This is a genomic window from Trueperella bialowiezensis (assembly GCF_900637955.1).
In the GTDB taxonomy this organism is placed as follows: domain Bacteria; phylum Actinomycetota; class Actinomycetes; order Actinomycetales; family Actinomycetaceae; genus Trueperella; species Trueperella bialowiezensis.
Genome location: NZ_LR134476.1, coordinates 46890 through 66430, shown reverse-complemented (window position 1 = coordinate 66430; position 19541 = coordinate 46890). Strand labels below are relative to the sequence as shown.

18 protein-coding genes and 1 tRNA gene are annotated in these 19541 nt (G+C 58.9%); 2 read left to right on the top strand and 17 right to left on the bottom strand.

Annotated features, from left to right (window positions below):
- Nucleotides 1–12: 12 nt before the first annotated feature.
- On the bottom strand, nucleotides 13–2715 hold the full coding sequence (gene polA / locus EL234_RS00340) for a DNA polymerase I (RefSeq protein WP_126415602.1): 2703 nt from the start codon (nucleotides 2713–2715) through the stop codon (nucleotides 13–15).
- 66 nt (nucleotides 2716–2781) lie between these two features.
- Here polA and EL234_RS00335 point away from each other — a divergent pair, with 66 nt between their 5' ends.
- Nucleotides 2782–3159 (top strand): PaaI family thioesterase, encoded by a 378-nt coding sequence (locus tag EL234_RS00335; protein ID WP_126415601.1) that lies wholly within the window; start codon nucleotides 2782–2784, stop codon nucleotides 3157–3159.
- On the opposite strand, the gene EL234_RS00330 is transcribed toward EL234_RS00335, so the two are convergent.
- The 10 genes from EL234_RS00330 to hisF all read right to left on the bottom strand — a co-directional run bounded on the left by EL234_RS00330 (nucleotide 3156) and on the right by hisF (nucleotide 12157).
- A complete protein-coding gene (locus tag EL234_RS00330) occupies nucleotides 3156–3761 on the bottom strand; it encodes an ANTAR domain-containing response regulator (protein ID WP_241969139.1) in 606 nt (201 codons plus the stop codon). The genes EL234_RS00335 and EL234_RS00330 overlap by 4 nt on opposite strands.
- A gap of 156 nt (nucleotides 3762–3917) precedes the next feature.
- A tRNA-Leu gene (locus EL234_RS00325) sits at nucleotides 3918–3999 on the bottom strand.
- A 93-nt stretch (nucleotides 4000–4092) separates the two neighbouring features.
- Nucleotides 4093–5520: a pyruvate kinase gene (gene pyk / locus EL234_RS00320; RefSeq protein WP_126415599.1), complete on the bottom strand. Its 1428-nt coding sequence runs from the start codon at nucleotides 5518–5520 to the stop codon at nucleotides 4093–4095.
- Between the two features lie 55 nt (nucleotides 5521–5575).
- The gene (lgt, locus tag EL234_RS00315) at nucleotides 5576–6553 is read right to left on the bottom strand and encodes a prolipoprotein diacylglyceryl transferase (protein WP_126415598.1); all 978 of its coding nucleotides are present in this window, start codon (nucleotides 6551–6553) and stop codon (nucleotides 5576–5578) included.
- 6 nt (nucleotides 6554–6559) lie between these two features.
- On the bottom strand, nucleotides 6560–7369 hold the full coding sequence (gene trpA / locus EL234_RS00310; protein WP_126415597.1) for a tryptophan synthase subunit alpha: 810 nt from the start codon (nucleotides 7367–7369) through the stop codon (nucleotides 6560–6562).
- Nucleotides 7366–8592, bottom strand: coding sequence for a tryptophan synthase subunit beta (gene trpB / locus EL234_RS00305; protein WP_126415596.1), 1227 nt, complete (start codon nucleotides 8590–8592; stop codon nucleotides 7366–7368). Before trpB ends, trpA begins: the two co-directional genes overlap by 4 nt.
- 11 nt (nucleotides 8593–8603) lie before the next feature.
- A complete protein-coding gene (trpC, locus tag EL234_RS00300) occupies nucleotides 8604–9419 on the bottom strand; it encodes an indole-3-glycerol phosphate synthase TrpC (RefSeq protein ID WP_126415595.1) in 816 nt (271 codons plus the stop codon).
- Between the two features lie 34 nt (nucleotides 9420–9453).
- Nucleotides 9454–11001 (bottom strand): chorismate-binding protein, encoded by a 1548-nt coding sequence (locus EL234_RS00295; protein WP_241969022.1) that lies wholly within the window; start codon nucleotides 10999–11001, stop codon nucleotides 9454–9456.
- Complete coding sequence (gene hisI, locus EL234_RS00290) at nucleotides 11001–11396, bottom strand: phosphoribosyl-AMP cyclohydrolase (protein WP_126415594.1); 396 nt, start codon at nucleotides 11394–11396, stop codon at nucleotides 11001–11003. Before hisI ends, EL234_RS00295 begins: the two co-directional genes overlap by 1 nt.
- A complete protein-coding gene (hisF, locus tag EL234_RS00285; RefSeq protein WP_126417187.1) occupies nucleotides 11393–12157 on the bottom strand; it encodes an imidazole glycerol phosphate synthase subunit HisF in 765 nt (254 codons plus the stop codon). The genes hisI and hisF overlap by 4 nt, the downstream gene beginning before the upstream one ends.
- Nucleotides 12158–12210: 53 nt before the next feature.
- Between hisF and EL234_RS00280 the strand changes: the two genes are divergently transcribed.
- Entirely contained in the window at nucleotides 12211–12789 is a 579-nt protein-coding gene (locus tag EL234_RS00280; RefSeq protein ID WP_126415593.1) for a nucleoside/nucleotide kinase family protein, read from the top strand.
- Here EL234_RS00280 and EL234_RS00275 read toward each other — a convergent pair.
- Genes EL234_RS00275 through EL234_RS00250 form a run of 6 tightly spaced genes read right to left on the bottom strand, consistent with a single transcriptional unit; the run spans nucleotide 12767 to nucleotide 19539 of the window.
- Nucleotides 12767–13618 carry an FKBP-type peptidyl-prolyl cis-trans isomerase gene (locus tag EL234_RS00275; RefSeq protein WP_164712252.1) on the bottom strand — a complete coding sequence of 284 codons (852 nt, stop codon included), beginning with the start codon at nucleotides 13616–13618 and terminating at the stop codon, nucleotides 12767–12769. The genes EL234_RS00280 and EL234_RS00275 overlap by 23 nt on opposite strands.
- A complete protein-coding gene (gene pafA, locus EL234_RS00270; RefSeq protein WP_322787198.1) occupies nucleotides 13611–14987 on the bottom strand; it encodes a Pup--protein ligase in 1377 nt (458 codons plus the stop codon). The genes EL234_RS00275 and pafA overlap by 8 nt, the downstream gene beginning before the upstream one ends.
- The gene (locus tag EL234_RS00265; protein WP_126415591.1) at nucleotides 14984–15166 is read right to left on the bottom strand and encodes a ubiquitin-like protein Pup; all 183 of its coding nucleotides are present in this window, start codon (nucleotides 15164–15166) and stop codon (nucleotides 14984–14986) included. The genes pafA and EL234_RS00265 overlap by 4 nt, the downstream gene beginning before the upstream one ends.
- A gap of 46 nt (nucleotides 15167–15212) precedes the next feature.
- On the bottom strand, nucleotides 15213–16796 hold the full coding sequence (gene dop, locus EL234_RS00260) for a depupylase/deamidase Dop (protein ID WP_126415590.1): 1584 nt from the start codon (nucleotides 16794–16796) through the stop codon (nucleotides 15213–15215).
- On the bottom strand, nucleotides 16793–18466 hold the full coding sequence (arc, locus tag EL234_RS00255) for a proteasome ATPase (protein WP_126415589.1): 1674 nt from the start codon (nucleotides 18464–18466) through the stop codon (nucleotides 16793–16795). The genes dop and arc overlap by 4 nt, the downstream gene beginning before the upstream one ends.
- Nucleotides 18463–19539 (bottom strand): tRNA (adenine-N1)-methyltransferase, encoded by a 1077-nt coding sequence (locus tag EL234_RS00250; RefSeq protein ID WP_126415588.1) that lies wholly within the window; start codon nucleotides 19537–19539, stop codon nucleotides 18463–18465. The genes arc and EL234_RS00250 overlap by 4 nt, the downstream gene beginning before the upstream one ends.
- Nucleotides 19540–19541: the final 2 nt, after the last annotated feature.

The following is a 19541-nucleotide window of genomic DNA, read 5'->3' as shown; positions in this document are numbered from 1 at the left end:
GCGCGGCTGGGGCTAGTGTGCGGCTTCGCGCCAGTTCCGCCCAATCCCGATACCCACAGACAGGGGCACATCAAGTTTGATGGCCTTGCCCATCTGCTCGCGCACGATCTGTTCCAGCTGCTCGGCCTCCGATGCTTTCACTTCGAAAACAAGTTCGTCATGCACCTGCAAGAGCATTCTCGACTCGAGGCCTGCCTTGTCCATCTCATCTTGAACGAACACCATCGCATACTTGATGATGTCGGCAGCCGACCCCTGGATCGGAGCGTTGAGCGCCATCCGTTCAGCAGCCTCACGCATTTGCCGATTCGGACTCTGCAAGCCGGGAAGGTAGCGGCGGCGCCCCATGATCGTTGACGTGTAACCATCCTTACGGGCTTGAGCAACGACGCCGTCAAGGTAATCACGCACAGCGCCAAAACGCTCGTAGTAGTCACTCATCAACCGCTCGGCTTCGCCCACACTAATTCGCAGCTGTTGGGACAGTCCGTAGGAGGACAGCCCGTAGGCAAGCCCGTAGCTCATCGCCTTAATCTTTGCCCGCTGCTCGCTCGTCACGGCGTCTTCTGGCACGCCGAACACCCGGCCGGCCACATAGTTGTGCAAGTCCGCGCCATTGTTAAACGCTTCAATCAGTGAAGCATCCCCGGACAGGTGCGCCATGAGCCGCATTTCAATCTGCGAATAGTCGGCTGTCATCAGATAGTCGAACCCGTCACCCGGTACGAAAATCTCCCGAACTTGGCGGCCTTCCGGCGTACGCGTATGAATGTTTTGCAGATTCGGATCCGTTGACGATAGCCGGCCAGTGGCAGCCACGGTCTGTTGGAAAGTGGTGCGAATCCGCCGATCAGGCATGACAGCGCGCTGCAAGCCTTCAGCGGATTGCCGCAGCTTGATCGCTTCCCGATGCTCGAGTAGCCCGGCAAGGAATTCTTGGCCGGCGAGCGCCGCATCATCCTCCCGCCGCGCAATGCGTGCCAAAAGGTCGGTGAGCGCATCGGCGTTCGTGGTGTAGCCAGACTTCGTCTTCTTCGTCTTCGGAAGATCCAAGCGCTCAAAAAGTACTTCTTGCAACTGCTTCGGGCTCGACAGGTTAACCGAATCGTCTTTAATCGCGGTGTAGGCGCGGTTCGCGGCGTCCTCTACTCTCCTATTGAAATCAACGTAGAGTGCATCAAGCCGATCTGTATCAATGGCAATGCCATCAGTTTCCATGTTGAAAAGAAGACCGGACACGGCAAGCTCAAGCTCAACAAGCGCGCCAGTCGTATCGACGTCGGACAGCGAGTTTTCGAATGCTGCACGCAAGCCGTGGAGCGCTACCGCCAAATGTGCAATCTGCGCGGTGACCAATTTGCCATCGGCACTGATACCGAGCGTGTCGGAGGCTTCCGACATACTAGAAAGATCGTAGCTCAAGTACCGTTGCGCGAGATCTGGCACGTCGTACTTACGCTGATCCGGGTGTAGCAGGTAGGCCTCAATCTCCGTGTCAGCAACAATCCCCTCTAAGGTGACTCCGACTCCCGCCCACGCGTGCCGGATACCTTTCGTACCGTGACCGATCTTGTGCTGGTTCGCATCTTCCAAAAACTCGACGAGCACCTTTTCGTCTGCAACATCGAGACTTCCCCACGTTCCGTGGAAGACCACGCCGTTCGGTGCGGCGACCGCAAAGTCGTCCACGTTCCCGCGGCCCGGACGCCGATCTCCCGTGATCTCCAGCGCCCACGGCCCTTCATTGGCGTCCAAAAACTCAGCCAGAGGCATCGCCCCAGCGGCGACCACCTGAACGTCAACTTGTTCCGTGGCCTCAGGTTTCTCGGCCCCATCGCGCATTGGTAGCTCAGCCAACACGCGTTTACGCATGGTCGTAAATTCCAGCGTGTCAAACAGCTCATGGAGTTTTTCGCGATCGACGCCGATCGGCTTGAGCTCGTCCAGATCGGGCACGATCGGCAGATCCCGCACCAGATTGTTGAGCTGCCGGTTGCGGCGCACCTGGTCGATGCTATCGCGTAGATTCTGCCCCGTTTTTCCGCCGATCTCATCGGCGTTGTCCAGCAGGTTCTCTAAACTTCCATAGTGGTTCAGCCACTTGGCTGCAGTTTTCGGCCCCCACAGCCGTACGCCTGGAATGTTATCGGCACTTTCGCCCACAAGTGCGGCAAGATCCGAATACGCTGCCGGGCTCACGCCAGTCTTCTGTTCGACGACGTGCGGAGTGAACACTTCCATCGGTGCGCCCTGCTTCGGATACAGCAGCGTGACAGCATCGTTGACGAGCTGGTATGTATCACGATCACCGGACGAGATGTAAACCCGCATTCCCTCCTGTTCACCGCGCGTGGCAAGAGTGGCAACGATGTCGTCCGCCTCGTAATCCGGTACCGTCAGCCACCGCACACCGATCGCATCCAGCACTTCTTGGATAACAGAAATCTGCCCCTTGAACGCCTCCGGGGTCTCCTCCCTACCCGCCTTGTACTCCGCATACTCTCTATTGCGGAACGTTCCACCAGGCAGATCGAGCGCCACCGCAATGTGGCTCGGGTGGTAATCAGCAACAAGCTTCAACAAAGTCGACAAGAACCCGTGGACGGCGTTCGTATACTGGCCGTTGCGGGTGACGAAACTATCCGCGGGCAGCGCGAAGAACGAACGGAACGCCAACGAGTGGCCATCTAGGACGAGCAGAGTTTTATCATTCACATCGCTTAGCCTATCGCGTGCCACCGACACTCACACTCGCGCGCTGGATCTTTATACTGATACATCATGAACACTAACTGGACTCAGCTGGCAGACACGCTCGAGATCACGGTCATCACCAACACGCCGAGCGAATGCGTGGTCGACATGCCAACGCATGCCGCACGCCAACCCTACGGAGCACTCCACGGCGGTGCCAACGGCGTCGTCGTCGAACATGCCGGATCCCTGCTCGCCCACGCAAACGCGCCAGACGGCAAAATTGCAGTCGGCACAGAACTATCGGTCGCACAACTAGCACCAAACACAACCGATACGGTGCGCGCACGAGCAACCACACTCAAAGCTGGGCGTTCCAGTTTCACCGCGCTCGTCGACGTCGTCGACGCGGCCGGGCACCGCACGGCATCCGGCCGGCTCACCTGCGTATATATCAGCCGCTAGGCGTCCTTGTTGCCGCCAACCTGTTCGACGACGGCGTCCGCAACTTCACGCATTGTCAGGCGCCGATCCATTGACGTCTTTTGAATCCACCTGAACGCTTCCGGCTCAGTCAAACCCATCTTCTGCTGCAGAAGACCCTTCGCCTGATCCACTCGCTTACGCGTCTCGAACTTTTCCGCAAGTGTAGCCACTTCCTTTTCCAAGGATGCGATCTCCTTCGAACGCGACAGCGCGATTTCAACCGCAGGCACGAGATCCTCCGGCGTAAATGGTTTAACCACGTAGGCCATCGCACCCGCGTCCCGAGCCCGCTCCACAAGTTCCTTCTGCGAGAAGGCGGTCAGCATCACGATAGCCGTGTGATGGTCGTTCAAAATACGTTCCGCCGCGCTGATCCCATCCATCCCCGGCATTTTCACGTCCATGACGATGAGATCCGGATCGTGCTCTTCAGCCAATGCGACGGCCTCATCGCCAGTCGCACCTTCGGCTACTACGGTATATCCGGCATCTTCTAACGTTTCAACGATATCCAAGCGAATGAGCGTCTCGTCTTCGACGACGATGGCACGCACGGTTGCGGGGTCTGTATCGTCTTTGATCTTTTCTACTTTGGCACCCGCCACTGCGTCTTTCACGCGTTCCTCCGATCGCACTGTACTTTCCAGCACCATAAAGGCGCTATCGAATTAATACTACAAATCAGGGCCCTGACGTGGGCGGTTTTAGTGCGTGTTGCACAAATCAGTGCGCTGAAGTGCTCCCGGCGGGATTCGAACCCGCATGCCTTTCGGCGCTGCATTTTGAGTGCAGTGTGTCTGCCAGTTCCACCACAGGAGCAGTGGACCTTACCGATTTTACTTCGCCGCGGACACAAAGTATCGCCCGCACAGGCGGAGATTGCTCACATCGGCGCCGATATACCTATCGTATTTAGGCGTCCCCGAGGAACCCTTCGCCCATCTTATGGATGCGAATCGTGTTCGTCGAACCAACCTTGCCCGGCGGCATCCCGGACACGATGACCACGCGATCGCCGTCTTCTGCAAGTCCGCGTTCACGGAGCATGACGTCCACCTGCGCGACCATCTCATCAGTATTGGCCACTTCCGGGGTGATAAGCGATTGCACGCCCCACGTCAGCTCCAGACGCTGGCGCACATCCGCCGACGGCGTAAACACGAGCAACGGGATACGCGCGCGCAAGCGTGCCATTCGGCGAGCAGTTTGCCCCGACGATGTAAACACGGCCAGGTACTTCACGCCGAGCGCTTCGCCGATGTCCACAGCGGACCGGGTGATCACGCCGTTCCGCGTACGGTGCAGGTTGCCGATCCGCGGGATCGACTCCAAACCGTGTTCTTCCGTGAATTCAATAATCGAGGCCATCGTCTGTACACAGATCACCGGATAGCGACCCACCGATGTTTCGCCCGAGAGCATGACGGCGTCCGCGCCATCCAAAATCGCGTTCGCACAATCGGAGGTCTCTGCGCGTGTCGGGGTCGGAGAAGTAATCATCGATTCCAAGACCTGGGTTGCAACGATAACCGGCTTCGAGTTGCGCCGCGCCGTGTTGATCGCCCTCTTTTGCACGATGGGCACCTGCTGGAGCGGTAGCTCAACACCAAGGTCACCACGGGCCACCATGATGCCGTCAAATGCGCGCACGATCTCTTCCAGCACAGTGACTGCCTGCGGCTTTTCGATCTTGGCGATAACGGGGATCCGGCGCCCAACCATGTCCATAATCGCGTGGACATCCTTGACATCATCAGCAGAGCGAACGAAAGACAGCGCGCAAATATCAACCCCGTATTCGAGTGCCCATTCCAGATCGACCTTGTCTTTTTCGGACAGTGCCGGAACCGAGACGGCCACGCCGGGAAGATTCACGCCCTTATTGTTCGAGACTGTTCCACCAATGAGAACTTCGGTCACGACCTCCGGTCCGTTCACTTCCTTCACGCGAACCTGAACCTTGCCGTCGTCAATAAGAATGAGGTCACCAGGGTTGCAATCACCGGGGAGTCCTTTGAACGTGGTGGAGACGAGCTCCTTATCGCCAGGCACGTCCTCTGTAGTGATCGTGAAGATATCGCCCTGCTCGAGCAGCACCGGGCCGGATTCAAAAGTACCAAGCCGGATCTTTGGCCCTTGCAAGTCGACGAGCACGGCGACTGCCTTACCAGTATCTTCGGCTGCTTCCCGCACCCACGTGATTCGCTTTTCATGCTCGGCATGCGTTCCGTGGGATGCGTTAATACGAGCTACATTCATGCCCGCCTGAACGAGTTCAACAATTCGTTCTTTCGTATCTGTTGCTGGACCAAGGGTACAAACGATCTTTGCTCTACGCATGCTTCCACCATACCCGATGTGTGCCCGGTTACGCTCCCGAAGTGCCAGCCGAGTTTTAGGCCTCGGGCGTGTCGGCCTTATTCTTATCTGCCATAACCGTATCGGACCTGTCCGTCTCGGTCTCGGTACCCGTATCGTCGTCGCCCTCGGTAGACGCGAGGTCATCGGCCGGCTCGGCGGTGTCATCGGCGTCTGCCGGTCCGTGTCCCGGCAGGTAGATGTCTGCCAGCTCTGGCCTATCGTTGAGGTACCTACTGAGGGCAACGAAGGCGATCACAGCGCACACCAACACGATGATCGACGTCCACACGTTCAGCCTCAGGCCAGCAATAATCTGGGCCTCGTCGATGCGCAGGTTTTCGATCCACACGCGCCCGGCAGTGTACAAAATGATGTACATGAGCGCGGTTTGCCCGCCGCGGAAACGGAACCGGCGTTCCAGCCAGATGAGCAGCCCTGCCATCGCGAACACCCACAGCGCCTCATACAGGAAGGTCGGATGGAAGGTGGTGCCGGGAGCAAAGCCTGGCGGTATACGGGAATCGTCAATTTCTAGCGCCCACGGCAGATCCGTCGGTTTGCCGAACAGTTCCTGGTTGAAGTAGTTGCCGAAGCGGCCGATCCCCTGTGCAACCAAGACTCCGGGTACTGCGGCGTCGGCAAAGGGTGCAAAGCGCAGGCCGCGCCGATGAAGCGCGATGAACCCGCCCAGCGCGCCAAGCGCCACACCACCCCAAATTCCGAGGCCACCTTCCCAGATGCGCAGCGCTTTCAGCGGGTCTCCATTCGGACCGAAATACGGATCCGGCGTGGTGATGACGTGATAGATTCGCGCACCCACGATTCCGAAGAGCACCATCCACACGGCGACGTCGATCGACACCTCCTCCGGGCCACCGCGGCGCACATACCGCCGATCTGCGATCCACCAGGCCACGATAATTCCGGCAACAATAAACAGGGCGTAAAACCGAATCTCCAGAGGGCCCAGCGATATCGAATTAATCGAGGGCGAGGGAATCGACAGGTACATGGTGTCCTATGCTCTCTTCGTGTGAGCGCCAGCCGCAATATCGCTGGCCACTGCGTGCAGTTCGCGAAGGCCCGCGCTCGTGTTGCCGTCGTTGTTGACAAGCGTCTGCACAAGCGCGGAGCCGACGATCACGCCGTCGGCGTACTGTGCCACCTCTTCGGCCTGTTGCCGGTTCGACACGCCGATGCCGACGCAGACGTTTTCAGCGCCAGCCGCACGGGTGCGCTGCACCAACTGCTCTGCGGACGATTCCACCGAGCTGCGCAGACCTGTCACGCCCATGCGTGAGGCCGCGTAGACGAAACCACGGGTGGCATCGACCGTCTTCTTAATACGTTCGTCGGTCGACGTGGGCGCCACGAGGAAGATTCGATCCAAATCGTACTTGTTGGACGCCTCGATCCATTCGCCTGCCTCTTCTGGGATGAGATCTGGCGTAATGAGACCGGCTCCCCCGGCGTTTGCGAGGTCGCGGGCAAAGTTGTCTACACCGTAGACGAAGACCGGGTTGTAGTAGGTCATGATGGCGACCGCGGCGCCGGTGGCTGCGATTTCTTCGACGATCCGGAACATGTCCGCTCGCTTCAGCCCGCGGTCCAATGCCTTTTGGCCGGATTCTTGGATGATGACTCCATCCATAGTCGGATCCGAGTATGGGAACCCGATTTCGATGATATCGGCGCCAGCATCAACCACGGCTTTCGCTGCATCAATAGAGGCTTGCACGGAGGGGAATCCGCCAGACAGGTAAGCGATGAAGGCCGCGTGGTTATTGTTCCGTGCGGCGTCGATCTTGTCTGCAACGTAAACCGTCATAGGTCCTCCCCCTTGGTGCCGTGCCCGAGCCCGAAGTAGTCAATCGCTGTGGACATGTCTTTATCACCGCGGCCAGATAGCGAGACAGCGATCGTGATCTTCTCTCCCTTGGCAGCCGCTTCGTTACCCACTTTGATAGCGATGGCGAGCGCGTGCGCGGACTCGATCGCAGGAATAATACCTTCGGAACGCGATAGTTTCGCAAAGGCATCCATCGCTTCGGCGTCGCTCACCGGCCAATATTCAACGCGGCCCGAGGCAGCAAGCGCCGCATGCTGCGGGCCAACGCCAGGGTAGTCGAGGCCGGCCGAGATCGACACGGATTCAACTGTTTGCCCGTCCTCGTCTTGGAGAACGTAGGTTTTCGCGCCGTGCAACACGCCCACATCACCTTGCGTGATCGATGCAGCATGGCGGCCGGTCTCAAAGCCGTCGCCAGCTGCTTCCCCGCCGATGATGCGCACGGTCGGATCATCAAGGAAGGCCGTGAACATTCCGATCGCGTTCGACCCGCCGCCTACGCACGCGGTGACGACGTCGGGAAGCTCACCCGTCAGATCCAGAATCTGTGCGCGAGCCTCATCGCCAATAATGCGCTGCAAATCGCGTACGAGGCTGGGGAATGGGTGCGGGCCCGCCGCAGTTCCGAATACGTAGTTCGTGGTTTCAACGTTGGTTACCCAATCACGGAAAGCCTCGTTGATCGCGTCCTTGAGGGTTTGAGACCCGGATTCGACCGAGACCACCTTAGCTCCGAGCAGTTCCATTCGAGCCACGTTCAGAGCTTGCCGCTGGACGTCTTTCGCTCCCATGTAGACCACGCATTCCAGCCCGAGCAGTGCGGCCGCGGTAGCCGTGGCAACTCCGTGCTGACCGGCGCCCGTCTCGGCGATCACTCGTTTCTTACCAATCGAACGAGTCAGGAGCGCCTGGCCGAGCACGTTGTTGATCTTGTGAGCGCCCGTGTGGTTGAGATCCTCGCGCTTCAAAATGATGCGCGCTCCCCCGCAGTAGCGCTCACCAAAATTCTTCGCTTCGGTGATGATCGACGGGCGGCCAGTGTACGTACGGTGCAGGTGATCGAGTTCTGCCACGAAAGACGGGTCGTCTTTCAGCTTGATCCAGCCCTCTTCCAAATCTGTCAGTGCTTTCATGAGGGCTTCGGGAATGAAGCGCCCACCGAACTGCCCGAAGTATGGGCCTGTTTCTTCAGATAGTTTCATCGATCCTTCTTTTAATTCGAGTTAAGCGAGGGGTGCTGACCGGCAGCCACCATGTCACGGACGGCTTGCAGCGGGTTACCGTCGGTCACGAGGACTTCTCCCATGAGCACGGCGTCAGCACCGGAGCGCGCATAGTTGAGCATGTCGTTCGTAGACGCCACGCCGGATTCGGCCACTTTCACCACCGAATCGGGCACGACGTCGACAACCCTGTCGAACGTTGCCATGTCGACGTCGAGTGTCTTGAGGTTGCGCGCATTAATTCCGAGCACCTGGGCGCCCGCGTCGAGTCCGCGGATAGCTTCTTCACGGTTATGCGCTTCCACGAGGGCTGTCATCCCCAACGAATGGACTCGCTCGACGAGGGAGGTGAGTACGTTCTGTTCGAGCGCTGCGACGATGATGAGCACCATGTCCGCTCCATGTGCCCGCGCTTCCCAAATCTGATAGGGAGTGACGACGAAGTCTTTGCGCAGCACCGGGATATCAACGCGAGCCCGGACGGCGTCCAAATCCGCGAGCGTGCCGCTAAAGCGGCGCTGTTCTGTCAGTACGGAGATGACGGCGGCGCCACCTTCTTCGTAAATGCCGGCAAGATCGGCTGGATCCGGGATGTCGGCCAAAGCGCCTTTCGAGGGGCTGCGGCGTTTGACTTCAGCAATCACCTGAACGCTACGGTGCTCGCCGGGTGGTTTAAGCGCGTCAATCACGTTGAGCGGGCTGCGTACCTTTGCCGCTTGTTCCTTGAGCTCATCTAGGCTCACCGCGGCTTCCCGCAGCGCGAGATCTTCCCTAACGCCAGCAATGATGTCATCTAAAACAGTCATAACCATCCTTCCCCTCAGGCAACCATACCCGGGCTTAGGCGCCGGGCGAAAAAGCGGATTCCGAAAGCTGGGACGCCAGCTGGATCGCCCGTATCGCGGCTCCGGCCTTGTTTTGGGTTTCCGTATATTCGTAGTGCGAGTCAGATTCGGCGACGACGCCGGCTCCGGCCTGCACGCTTGCTTTGCCGTCCTTAACAATCGCGGTACGAATCGTGATCGCAAGGTCAGCATTTCCTGAAAAGTCAAAGTAGCCCGTCACCCCGCCGAAAATTCCTCTGCGGGAGGCTTCCAGTTCGTCGATAATCTCAACAGATCGCTGTTTCGGGCTTCCAGAAAGCGTGCCGGCGGGGAATGTTGCCGCCAGGCAATCCGCGATTGTCGTCCCCTCGTTGAGCGTTCCAATCACCGTGGACGTAATGTGGATGACGTGTGAAAACACTTTAATTGCCATGAGATCCACAACTTCGATTGACTGCGGATCACAGACTTTTGCGAGATCAGATTTTGATAGTTCAACGAGCATCATGTGTTCGTTGACTTCCTTCGGGTCGGCCTTGAGTTCCTCGATGACTCGCGCGTCATCGAGCGGGTCGGCTGGCCGTGGGCGCGTGCCGCCAATCGGGAACGTCATCGCCTGGCCATCGGTGACCCTGATAAGGGTTTCTGGCGAGGATCCCACAATCGTGAATCCCGATTCGGTGCCGTCTGGCAAACGCAAAAATAGCATGTAAGGGCTCGGATTGATTGCTCTGAGCACCCGGTAGACGTCCAGCGGATCTGCCGGCGAGTCGATATCGGCACGTTGCGAGACGACGATCTGCTCGGCTTCTCCCGCCTCAATGTATGCCTTCGCCCTATCGAGTGCCGCCACGAACTCTTCTTCGCTCACACGCCACTGAGGCTGCGGTGCGGGAACGTTGCTCATTGTTGCCGCATGAGCAGACGCCGGCCTGTTGAGATTTTCGCGGACCGCGTGGACGCGCGCCACGGCGTCTTCGTAAGCGCGCTCGATACCCTCCGGCGTGTTATTTCGGTTGATCGCGTTGGCCACGATCCACACGCAGTTTTCCCGGTGGTCGACGACGACGAGGTCGTCAGCCAAGCACAGTGCCGCGTCTGGGGTCGTGTGTTCTTGTGGAGCTTTCCTGCGCAGATCAGGCCACCAGTCGTAGAGCGTGTCCCAGCCGAGCGTGCCCACGAGTCCGCCGGTGAGCGGGGGTAGCCCGTCGATCGGTTCGCTCGTCAGCTCGGTGAGTGCCGATTCGAGAACCTCCATGGTGGTACCTTCACGAAGCAAGCCCTCTGGCACATCACCATGCCAGGTCGCTGTGCCGTCAAAGGTGGTCATCCACGCCCGCGCTGCTACGCCAATGAACGACCACCGTGACCACGTGCCGTCCGATTCGGCACTTTCTAACAGGAACGTTCCTACCCGAGAGTCTGCCAGTGCACGATACAGGCCGACGGGCGCGGCGTCGTCAACAAGAATCTTCGTGACGACCGGAACCACCCGCCGACTCTTACCGAGATCGGCAAATTCGTTCAGGCTCGGCCAGATCTGACCCCATTCCAGGTTCTTCACTACGTGTTCTCCTTATCGCGCTGTATTGTGTGCCCGGTTGTCTCAAGCCGTAGTGGCAGCTGGCCACCTTCGTCGAAACACCGCCACTTGCCGGTGTGGCACGCGGCGATCTTTTGAGTGACGGACACGAGCAGGGCGTCGCCATCGCAATCTACTTCCACACCGTGCACGAGTTGAATAGCCCCCGAGGTGTCGCCTTTACGCCAATATTCTTGGCGGGAACGCGACCAGAACCACACGCGCCCCGAGCTCAGCGTGCGGGCGAGCGCCACGCTATTCATATACCCGAGCATGAGCACGTCCTTGGTCTCGGCGTCTTGAATAATAGCTGGAACAAGCCCGTTCGCGTCGAACGTTACTTTGGCTGCAACCTCGCTCGTCAGCTCGTCGGTCACAGGCGTACCTCGAAGCCAGCCTGCGCAAGTGCTTCTTTGACGTCTGCCACGGTCAGCGTGCCGAAGTGGAACACGGACGCAGCAAGCACGGCGTCGGCCCCCGCTCTGGCTGCGTCCACGAAATGCTCGGCCGTACCCGCACCGCCAGAGGCGATCAATGAAACAGAAACTTTGTCACGAACCTTGCTGATCAGTTCGATGTCGAAGCCATCAGTTGTGCCATCCGCATCCATCGAATTAAGCAAGATTTCCCCCGCGCCGAGCTCCGCCGCGCGCACGGCCCACTCAACCGCGTCCACGCCAGCCGACCTCGTGCCACCATGAGTCGTCACACCGAAACCAGAATCCATGTCCGATTCCCGGCGTGCATCAACTGACAGCGTGACGACATCCCCGCCGAATTCTTCAGCGACCTCGGTGATCAACTCCGGGCGAGCCAGTGCGGCCGTGTTGATTCCCACCTTGTTGGCTCCAGCACCGAGCAGCGCCCGCACGTCATCCACGCTCCGCACGCCGCCACCAATCGTCAGCGGCACGTTCACTTCGCCCGCTGCCTTGCGCAACACGTCAAGCAATGCGCCCCGGCCCTCCACGCTCGCGGAAATATCCAAGAACGTGATCTCGTCGGCGCCCATCGCACTATAGCGGGCTGCCAGCTCGACCGGATCGCCCGCATCTTTCAAGTGTGCAAAATTGACGCCTTTCACAACCCGCCCGTGCGAGATGTCCAGACATGGAATGATACGAATTGGAGTGCTCATCATGACCCTTCGTTGACTACCGCAATATCGTACCGCCAATTAGGCTGTGCGTTATGACAAACGCCCACGAAGTGAACACGGCCAGCGCTATTGCCGCAGTCACCGCCCGCATCCGCGAGCTGACCCGCCGGCCGGGGCTTCCCGTGCTCGTCGGAATTGATGGGCGATCCGGAGCGGGAAAAACCAGTTTTGCTGCCCAACTCGAACACGAGATTGGCAACTCATCAAGCTTCGAAGTAGAAAACCACATCGCTGGCTGGCACGGACTCACCGCCGGCATCAGTAACGTCGCCACAATCGTTGCCGATATTCGGCGCGAAGGCCACACGCGCGCGCCGATCTGGGATTGGGAGCACAACATGTGGGGTCCCCACGTCGCCATTCCGGAACGCAGCGATTCCGACGTCGTCTTCGTCGTCGGCTGCGGATCCACCTCAGCACAGATACGACCCCACCTTGACCTCAGCGTGTGGCTGGACGTACCCGAGTCAGTGCGCAAAGCTCGGGTGCGCGCTCGCGATCCGTACGACTGGTCAGATTACTGGGATGCCTGGGCCGCCCAGGAAGCCGAACTTCTTGACGCGTGCCCGTCGCATCTGAATGCAGACGTTATTGTTCGCTCGTCACTTTAGCGAGCACGTCTACCACCAACGCCACATCGGAATCGCCGCGCGCCTGTTCGGCCGGAACGGCAAGCACCATGCGCGTACCTACCCGTGAATCGACCAGCCCGGTACGCAAACCGGGGAAAACCTCGTCCACATTCAGCACGGTCGGCGAAGCTTGATCCCACGTGCTTTCTTTGACTGTGCCGTCGGGGGCAATCAGCATGTAGTTCACAGCGACGACGTCACGCGGCCCTATCTGAGCGCCCGTCCCCTCGATCAGATCAACTTGAGCATATGTGCCAACCTCACCGCCGCCGGCACTCACCACCGGGATACCGGCGTCGGTGACCGAAAGTGCAGGAAGTCCGCCTCCTGCTGACGTAGCCGCCTGTTCGCCAGTGATGACGGTGGGCAAAATATCCACCACTCGCACAAGTGCTGACCCGGCCTCCGGTTCGACGCCGACAACGCGGCTGCCTTCCGCTCTACCTTGAATATAATCCGTTAACTCTGAGGGAATATCCTCAGGCGCTGTACCAACAATGTACGACTGACCCGATTCCAAGGGATCCTTACCAGGCGTGATCCGAAAATTAGTCACGCGCGCTAGCACTTGGCCGTCGCTGACGGCACGGCCGGAGCCCTGCTTATGCACCTCAATCGTGTCTCGCGCTCCACGCGAAGCCGATCCGGATGTTCGCACCGTCACCGGGGAGCCCAACTCGCCTTCCACCGTGACGACGAGCGGATCCTTCGCGTTCACAAACCGATATTGCACAGCGGAGATCGTGAAACCCGCGAACAGGCCGACGATCAACGCCGCAATCCAGATCAAGCGGCCGTTGTTATGCACGATCCATGTGCTCCATAAGTTCGTCGATCTGAGCATCAGCAGCTGCGAACGGATCTTTCAGGGTAAAGTGGCGTGCGCCGTCGTCGTCAAGAAGGCGAATATTCATCCAATCGACCATGAAATCACGCCGATTTTCCATCGCAAGCGCCACAAAATCACCCCGGACCTTTGCCCGCGTGGTCTGCGGCGGAATCCCCTTAGCCTCCTCAATGCGCTCAGCGCTCATAAGTTTTTTCAGCCCGCCGCTTCGTTCCAACGCGGGGCGCAGACCGGCATCCGTGATGTCGTGCCAGGCAAGATCAAGCCGGGCAATACGCGGGTCAGCTAGATTCACACCCAGTTTGTCCGCGTAACGGCCCAGCAGCCGCCACTTAGCAATCCAGTCAATCTCCGTTGCTACACGTTCCGGGGCGCTCTGTTCAAGCGCGTCAAGCGTGCGACCCCACAGGTCAAACACATAACGCCGAATTGGATCGAGCTCAGCCAGCCATCCTTCCTCTTCGTAGTGAGTGACGACGAACTCGTAGACCTCACGTTGGATCTCCAGCGCGCTCATCGTCGACCCATCTTTAAGGGTCACGAGCGCCCGCCCCGTCGTATCGACACTGACTTCCCGGATCGCCTCAACCGGATCGGCCAGTTCACGCACGGTCATCCGCCTGCCAGACTCAATCACGTTTATCAGAGCTTCAGTCGAACCAATTTTTAGCGCCGTCGTAGAATCCGACATTGTCGAATCGCCGACGATCACGTGCATACGCCGATACAGTTCGGCATCCCCATGCGGTTCGTCACGCGTGTTAATCATCGGCCGCGACCTCGTGGTGGCCGCCGACACGGCGTCGTCCATAATGTCAGCACGCTGCGAAATCTTGTACCTCGGCCCGTCATCCGTCACCTCGACGAAACCGGCCCCCACCATGATCTGGCGCGTCACAAAGAACGGAATCAGCGAATCGATCCGTGCCCGGAAGTCACGGCGACGACGTACCAAATAGTTCTCGTGAGACCCGTACGAGTTGCCGTAACTATCCAGATTGTTCTTGAACAGGTGCAGTTTACCGCCCGGGAACTGCTCATCTACCTGCGCCGCCATGTCTGCGTAAAGTGCGTCGCCAGCACGATCATTGGCAAGCAGATCTCCGAGGTCGTCACACTCTGCCGTGGCATATTCCGGATGCGCTCCCACGTCGAGATAAAGCCGCGCACCATTAGGTAAGAACGCGTTGGTCGACCGGGTACGTTGCAACAGTGGCTCGAAAAGGGCGTGGGCGGCTTCCTCGGCGTCGACTAACGGCTGGCCGTCAGTCTCCGACGCGCACAGCACGCCGTATTCCGTTTCAACGCCTAAAATACGGCGTGGAATCACTGGCCACCCTTTTGCACAAAACCCTGCACGAACGACGTCGCATTCTCTTCCAAGATCGAATCGATGTTATCGAGCAGATCGTCCACATCGAAATCCGCCGTATTCACCACCGCTTGAGGTAACTCCTGGCTCTGTTCTTCTGTGCGCCTGCGTGGCTGCAGAAATTCCTGTTCAGACATGTCATCCTTTCCTAGTGCACATCGTAGTCACGTAGCTCAGGCACGGCTAGGCCGACGTGAGATGAACCAAAAAATCTTCCACAGACTCCGCGTTTTCCAAGATCTCACCCACAAGTTCCTGATTCGCGCGTTGCGGGTGTGCAAGCGGAATGCGCACCAGACTCTCATAGCCTGGCACGTCGAGTGTGATCCCATCCCAGCCCGCTGCCATGACGTTGCCCGCAAACCGGCGGATCAGACCACCACGCAAATATGCGCGCGTACTTTGCGGCGCGTGCCGCACTGCCCAGTCCACCTGCTCGGGGTGGAACAGGCGTTCCACTCGGCCGGCCTCATCCAATTTATTGACGATCGACCTATCAGGGCGCAGATCGTGCCATTGCAGATCGAAAGCGCGCAGCCGATCGTTATCCCACGACCCGCCCGTACGCTGGCGTAGCGAATCAAGCATCTGATATTTGGCTACCCATTCGACCCGGCCGGCTGCCGACAACACGTCAACGCGAAGCATGTCGAGGGTTTCTTGCCACGTGGTGAGGATTTCTCGGGTGTCAAAATCCAGATCATCGCCCAACTCATCACGGATCGCATCAAGATACATCTGCTGGACATCAATCGCCGTGCACTGCGTGCCATCAACCATGTCCACCGTGCGCGTCAAAGTAGGATCGTGCGAAATCTCCCACCCAGCACGCACCGGCTCATACAGCATTGCGCTGTCCAATGAGAGTGGCACCCTGCCTGATTCGAGAAGCCACAACACGAGCGACGTCGTTCCAACCTTGAGCAAATTCGACACGTCAAACAAGTTCGCATCGCCGCAAATGACGTGCAGTCGCCGGTACAGCTCAGGATCGGCGTGCGGTTCATCGCGCGTATTGATAATCGGCCGGTTGAACGTGGTTTCCAGGCCGACATCGTTTTCGATGTAATCAGCCCGCTGGGAAATCTGAAAACCGGGCTGTTGTGACTGCTGGCCAAGGCCAAGCCGCCCCGCCCCACATAGGATCTGCCGCGTCACAAAGAAAGGCGTGAGATAGCGGATGATGTCCTGGAAATCGAGGTCGCGATTCACCAGATAGTTTTCGTGGCTACCGTAGGATGCTCCCTTGCCATCCACGTTGTTCTTGTACAAGACGATATTGCGCCCTGCTTCGCCCAGAAGTTCCATGGCTTCCACCGCGATCGCATCGCCTGCCCTGTCCCATAGGATCGCCTCGCGCGGGTTAGCTACTTCAGGCGAGGAATACTCCGGGTGAGCGTGATCGACGTAAAGCCGGGCCCCATTCGTTAACACAGCGTTCGCCGCGCGCGGCAAGGCAAGCTCTTTTTCCGACGGGCGGCGCACCGATTCGAGGCGAACGTCCCCCGACGGCGCAGGATTGTCCGGATCGTCGGTGAGCATCGACGGGTGGGCACTCGCGCGGTCAATACGGAAACCACGTGCATCGTTCAGCGGATCTTCCCCGTGATAATCCCACCGGATCGCACCCGCTCCCCCGGCAGCGCTTCCGCGCCCACCATAGGCATCCACCACATCCGTTGACAGCACAATCGGATTCGCCCGCGGATTATCGGCGTCAAGAATCCCGAACTCTGTTTCTAATCCGATACCACGCCGTACGCTCATATCAGCCCCTCACGAACCACGTCGTCCCACTGGTTGACCGGACGATCGTTGCTCATCCTACCCGCTGGCGTCTCTGGCTCGCTTGGAGTCTCGGTCTGATCGACCTTGTGCCCGGCAAGTGGTTTGACGAAGGTGATCCGCTTACCGGATGTGCGCCCGTGTACGCGCGCCCATTCATCCGGGTTAGTCATCTGGCTCAGGTCTTCGTTTTCCCGAATTTCCTGGGCAAGGGCAGTCAACAAGTGCTGCTGGCGAATACCTCGCTGCCCAGTGGCTAGCAAGTCCTTAATCGCGAGCTTCTTCGCGCGGTCCACGATGGCGGCAAGCATCGCACCCGAGACGAAATCGGACACGTAGAGCACCTCGGTGCTGCCGTCACTGTATGTGACGTGGATGTATTCGTTATCCTCGCTGCGCGTAAACAGCTGCTGAGCGGTGGCATGAGCCATGGCGGTCACGGCCGCTTCAGCGTTTCCGTGCTTGGCTAGTTCGTCGCGGTGAATCGGCAGATCAGGCGTGAGGTACTTGAGCAGAATATCGGCAGCTCCGGCCAGATCGGGGCGTTCGATTCTGATCTTCACGTCCAACCGGCCGGGTCGCAAAATAGCCGGATCAATCATGTCTTCTCTGTTCGATGCGCCGATGACGATGACGTTATCGAGCTGCTCGACGCCGTCGATTTCGGCGAGCAACTGGGGAACAACCGTGGTTTCGACGTCGGAAGAAATGCCGGAGCCACGGGTGCGGAACAGCGCTTCCATCTCGTCAAAAAAGATGACAACGGGGATTCCCGAGGCAGCGCGGTCGCGGGCGCGAGAAAAAATTTCCCGGATTTGCCGTTCGGTTTCACCGACGTACTTGTCAAGTAGCTGCGGGCCTTTGATGTTGAGGAAGTACGAACGCGCCTCGTGGCCATCACGCTCGGATATTTTCTTAGCCAACGACGTGGCAACCGCCTTCGCGATCAGCGTCTTACCGGTACCCGGCGGCCCATACAGCAGCACACCCTTTGGTGGTTTAAGCCCGTGTTCCCGATACAGTTCGGGCTGTTCAAACGGCAGTTCGACAGAATCTTTAATCTGTTCGATCTGCGAGTCCAAGCCGCCGATGTCGGAATAGGACACGTTGGGCACCTCTTCGAGCAGCAGGTGTTCGACGTCGGGGCGCTCCACGTGCTCAAGGATGAAGCCCGCCTTCGTGTCGGCCAGCACCGTGTCGCCAACTCGCACATCCTGATCTTGTAGGCGCCCGGATATGCGCATGACTCGTTCGTCGTCGGCGTGCACCTGAACTAGAGCGCGCTCGCTGTCGATGACGAGTTTGACCGTGACGATCTCGCCTACCCGTTCGTAGCTCGATACTCCGACGACGACGAGCGCCTCGTTCAACAACAGTTCTTGGCCTGGGCGAACGTTGCCCAGTTCGATGAGCGTGGATGCTGCCAGAATCATCTTCCGCCCATTGACCAGTGCGAGCACTTCGTGGCGGTCATGATCAGCTGAAATGAACGTGGCAGTCGACCCTGGTGGTTCGGATAGTTTTTCTACCTGAGTCGACAGGTCCTGGATGCGGCGGCGTGCCTGTTGGAGCGCTGTGGCGAGCCGATCGTTTTTCTCTTCGAGTGAGGCGATGGCTTCTTGGAGGCCGAAGATTTCCTCTTGGTCGTTCACTGTTCGTCCCTCCTCTTGCGCGCTTCCTCGGCAAGCTTACGATTCATACGAGAGCTATTATCGCCCGGAACGGACGAGCCGGATAGTTCAACATCCGCGCGGTGTGCCACATCGCGGCGAACTTTACGCAACTTCTTTTCTGACATCTCTCGCTGTGGCAGGTCCTCGCCACTCCACGTATCCCAATCGGGCGCTTCGGAATGCGCGGCTGGTGCCGGCCTCTTCTTCCGTTCCAAGGGTGTGCTGCCCCTGGCGATACGCCGGGCGATGACGAGAAATCCCGTGTGTCCGACCATCGAGTGGTTAGGGCGCACGGCCAGACCGTCGAGGTGCCACGTTCGCATGACCGTCTCGAACGCGTCGGGCTCGCTGAAACACTCCGACTCACGGAGCAGCTCGACGAACCGTGACAGCTGGGTCGTCGTCGTCACATATCCGACGACGACGCCGCCGGAGCGTAGCGCCCGTGCCGCATCGGCAATGATTTCCCAGGGCGCCAGCATGTCGAGAATGACGTGATCGAGGCTCGCTTCGTCTAGATCGCCGAGCACGGTTGCTGCTTCACCGACGATGAGATCCCACGGCGGTTGTTGAGGGCCGTACCACGATTCCACGTTGGCCTGGGCGATCTCGGCGAACTCGCTACGCCGCTCGCACGAGGTGAGATGGCCGTCTGGACCGATCGCAGCCAGTAGCGACAGGGTGAGCCCACCCGATCCCACTCCGGCTTCGAACACGCGCGCACCTGGGAAAATATCGGCTTGCTGAATGATCTGCGCCGCGTCTTTCGGGTAGATGGGCGTGGCTCCTCTGGGCATCGAAAACACGTAGTCAGCCACGAGTGGACGCATCGCTTGCATCTCGTGTCCCGACTCGGTTTCGAAAACAGTTCCTTCCTCTGCACCAATCAGAACGTGATGCCGGAAGTTGCCACGCTGCGACTGAAAATACCCGTCGCGGGTCAGCATTGTGGTGTAGCGGCGTCCTTTTCTATCGGTCAGTTGAACTCGTTCACCTGCGCGGAATGGACCTCTGCGGCGATCAGAACCCAATGGGTGTGGATAAGTAGTCATCT

Excerpts from the sequence above, each read along its gene's own strand:
- EL234_RS00335 (WP_126415601.1), top strand. The coding sequence starts at position 2,782 with ATGAACACTAACTGGACTCAGCTGGCAGACACGCTCGAGATCACGGTC.
- pyk (WP_126415599.1), bottom strand. The coding sequence starts at position 5,520 with ATGCGTAGAGCAAAGATCGTTTGTACCCTTGGTCCAGCAACAGATACG.
- lgt (WP_126415598.1), bottom strand. The coding sequence starts at position 6,553 with ATGTACCTGTCGATTCCCTCGCCCTCGATTAATTCGATATCGCTGGGC.
- trpA (WP_126415597.1), bottom strand. The coding sequence starts at position 7,369 with ATGACGGTTTACGTTGCAGACAAGATCGACGCCGCACGGAACAATAAC.
- trpB (WP_126415596.1), bottom strand. The coding sequence starts at position 8,592 with ATGAAACTATCTGAAGAAACAGGCCCATACTTCGGGCAGTTCGGTGGG.
- trpC (WP_126415595.1), bottom strand. The coding sequence starts at position 9,419 with ATGACTGTTTTAGATGACATCATTGCTGGCGTTAGGGAAGATCTCGCG.
- hisF (WP_126417187.1), bottom strand. The coding sequence starts at position 12,157 with ATGAGCACTCCAATTCGTATCATTCCATGTCTGGACATCTCGCACGGG.
- EL234_RS00280 (WP_126415593.1), top strand. The coding sequence starts at position 12,211 with ATGACAAACGCCCACGAAGTGAACACGGCCAGCGCTATTGCCGCAGTC.
- EL234_RS00265 (WP_126415591.1), bottom strand. The coding sequence starts at position 15,166 with ATGTCTGAACAGGAATTTCTGCAGCCACGCAGGCGCACAGAAGAACAG.
- dop (WP_126415590.1), bottom strand. The coding sequence starts at position 16,796 with ATGAGCGTACGGCGTGGTATCGGATTAGAAACAGAGTTCGGGATTCTT.
- EL234_RS00250 (WP_126415588.1), bottom strand. The coding sequence starts at position 19,539 with ATGACTACTTATCCACACCCATTGGGTTCTGATCGCCGCAGAGGTCCA.